Source organism: Ruegeria sp. BHSA123, assembly GCF_059613425.1.
In genome coordinates this window covers 1-3,036 of the sequence record NZ_JBXWSL010000142.1, presented here as the reverse complement: position 1 = coordinate 3,036, position 3,036 = coordinate 1, and the positions used below count along the sequence as shown (strand labels likewise).

The following is a 3,036-nucleotide window of genomic DNA, read 5'->3' as shown; positions in this document are numbered from 1 at the left end:
GCCTCGGCGATTGGTTCCGCAACAACTACCTGATGCCGATGTGCGGAGCGATCTGGTCAACCCCGGTTGAAGATATAGACCAATTCCCGGCGAAATCGCTGGTACAATTCTTCCGCAACCACGCACTTTTAGCCGGCTCTGGCGAACATCAGTGGTGGACGGTGAAAGGTGGCAGCATCGAATATGTCCGCCGGTTGGAATCCGCGCTTCTGGCTCGCGGCTGTGTCATTCGCACCGATGCACCGGTTCGGCATGTCCAGCGCGACACGCATGAAGTGCGCATCTTTGCTGACAAGGGCCTATCGGCTTCTTTTGACGAGATCATCATGGCTTGCCATTCGGACCAGGCCCTCCAGATCTTGGGGCAAGACGCGACACACGCCGAAGCCGCCGCTCTTGGTAACATCCGCTATCAACCCAATACGGCTGTTCTGCATTGTGATGAAAATCAGATGCCCCGGCGGCGCGCCTGCTGGTCGAGCTGGGCGTACCGGTCGCAGGATGGCGACATCGGCCTCACTTATTGGATGAACAGGCTGCAGAATATCCCTGAATCCGATCCCCTGTTCGTCACCCTGAACCCGTCGACCGAGATCCCTCAGGACAAAGTTTATGACGTAGCGAACTTCGCCCACCCAATGTTTGACAAGGCAGCGCTCAAGGCACAGCGCGACATTCGGGAAATGCAGGGACGCAACCGGACATGGTTTGCCGGAGCATGGAACCGGCACGGGTTTCACGAGGACGGTATCGCCAGTGCAATGCGCGTCGTGCGCGCCCTGAATGAACGTCACCTAATCACAGGAATGGAAAATGCGCTTAATCAACAAGGCTCTGAAATCGAATTTTCTATCGACCTGCGAGCGACTGCATGACGGGCAGCTGATCCTGCGCACCCCCGAGGGCGAGCGCTACTGGCCCAGCTACTTTGCCATGCTCAAGCGCAGCTTGGCCGAGGGTGGGCGCGTGTTGTTGCAAGCGATCACCGTCAAAGACAGCTTTTTTGACACATACAAGTCCTCGTCCGATTACATCCGCCAATACGTTTTCCCTGGCGGCATGCTGCTGTCGGACCGTGTTATCGAGGCCCAAGCCAGTAACATTGGATTCGCAGCTTGCGACAGCTTTGCTTTCGGGCAGGATTATGCCCGAACCTGTCGGAACTGGGCCAATAACCTTACCGCGCAAAAGCGTCGCGTTTCGGAATTTGGATATGGCGAGAGCTTCTTCTGCAACTGGCAGTACTATCTCGAGATCTGTGCCGCGTCCTTTGCCGTGGGGCATACCAATGTCGTTCAAGTGGAGATGGCCCATGCGTAGTTTTGTCTTTGCTTTTGCCTTGCTCGCGTCGCCCACGGGTACGCAGGCGTCCGCAATCAAATCTGTGCTGCCCGATGCCGAAACGCGCGGCACGGCAACTTTTCGTTATATAGGCCTCCCGCTCTACGAAGCTCAGCTCTTCACCAAGTCCGGAGCACCTCTGGACTGGAGCAAGGATTTCGGGCTCGAGCTGAAATACCTCCGCAACCTGACAGAACTTGATCTGGTCGAAGCCACCATGCGCGAACTGAGCCGTACCGGGGCCACCCTGCCGGCGCGCGGCCAGTTGGAAATGTGTTTCAACGATGTACGCAAGGGTGACCGCTATGTCGCCATCTCCAAGGGGCCAAACCAAATCGGGTTCTGGCACAATGGAAAACGGGTTTGCACGCTAAGCCATCCTAGGATCAAGAACAGGTTCATGTCGATCTTTCTTGGCGAAAACACACGTTCGGAATCCTTCACCCGGAAACTGAAGGGCGAGTGATGCTTTATCCGCGTGTCAGCCTCTATGCGCTGATGCTGGCCGCGGCTGGCATTCCGCTTTACATCCACTTGCCGCGGTTTGCTTCGGTCGAGCTTGGCATCGGGCTGGGGGCAATTGGCACGATCCTGTTGGTCATCCGGCTGGTCGATCTTGTTCAGGACCCACTGATTGGCTGGGCAATCGACCGCTGGCCACGGGCACAAATCCTGTTTGCCAGCGCCGCGGCGCTTGGGCTGGCGATCGGCTTTCCATTGCTATTCACCGCTCAACCGGGGCCAAACGCGATGCCACGTCTGGTGGCAATCCTTGTTCTGCTCTTCTCGGCCTACAGTCTTGGCATGATCCTGCTCTATGGACGCAGCGCCACTCTGGCAGCCACACCGACGCCACGCTCTCTGATGACGCTGGCGGCGTTTCGTGAGGGTGGCATGCTGGCTGGCGTGGTGATTGCCGCCATTGCACCGGCTTTCCTTGTCACCCTTGGGGCCACCGGTCAGGGATACGAAGCGTTTGGCCTGTTTCTTGGAGCGCTGGCCCTTGTCGTTGCCGTGATCACCCTGCCGATCTGGCGTCGCGAACCCATCGAAGGCGACCGTATGTCCCTTGGTGCGCTACGCCAAACTGGCGCTCTGAGACTTCTCGTGTTGGCACTGGTCAACAGCCTACCTGTTGCCATTACCTCGACATTGTTTCTTTTTTTCGTGGAAGACCGCTTACAACTGCCGGGCAAAGCCGGCCCCTTGTTGATCCTGTTCTTTCTCAGCGCAGGTTTCAGCGTGCCGCTATGGGCCCGTCTGAGCCAAAGAATGGGCTCGAAGGCCACGCTGTTGGTCGCCATGCCCTTGGCAATCCTCGGCTTTGTCGGGGCCGCGTTCCTAACACCCGGCAGTCAGGTTGGCTTTGCGGTGATCTGCCTGGCATCCGGCGCCGCCCTGGGGGCCGATATGGTTATCCTTCCGGCTATGTTTTCGGTGGCGCTGACCCGGGCGGGTCTAAAGGCATCGTTAGCTTTTGGCATCTGGTCCTTTGCGGGCAAACTTGGCCTTGCTGTGGCCGCTTTCGCTGTTCTGCCCGTGCTGGAAAGCAGTGGCTTTAGACCCGGCGCGACAAACAGCACTGAGGCCCTGAATACATTGAACATCTCTTATGCCGTCCTTCCCTGCATCCTGAAACTCGGCGCCTTGGCGCTTGTCCTGGCGCTTCCTACGGAGAACCCAACCCAATGAAAC

The 3,036-nt window shown here is 57.9% G+C and carries 3 protein-coding genes and 1 pseudogene; all 4 read left to right on the top strand.

Annotated elements, in window-relative coordinates; genetic code table 11:
• Positions 1 to 875, top strand: an 875-nt coding sequence (locus AC2FNC_RS20530; RefSeq protein WP_496716528.1) for an NAD(P)/FAD-dependent oxidoreductase, incomplete at its 5' end; no start/stop codon positions are given.
• Between the two features lie 28 nt (positions 876 to 903).
• A pseudogene (locus tag AC2FNC_RS20525) lies at positions 904 to 1,320 on the top strand (class I SAM-dependent methyltransferase); the annotation flags it as partial.
• A complete protein-coding gene (locus tag AC2FNC_RS20520; RefSeq protein ID WP_480520759.1) occupies positions 1,313 to 1,807 on the top strand; it encodes a hypothetical protein in 495 nt (164 codons plus the stop codon). The pseudogene AC2FNC_RS20525 and the gene AC2FNC_RS20520, both read left to right, overlap by 8 nt.
• Positions 1,807 to 3,033, top strand: coding sequence for an MFS transporter (locus AC2FNC_RS20515; RefSeq protein ID WP_480520761.1), 1,227 nt, complete (start codon positions 1,807 to 1,809; stop codon positions 3,031 to 3,033). The genes AC2FNC_RS20520 and AC2FNC_RS20515 overlap by 1 nt, the downstream gene beginning before the upstream one ends.
• Positions 3,034 to 3,036 lie beyond the last annotated feature (3 nt).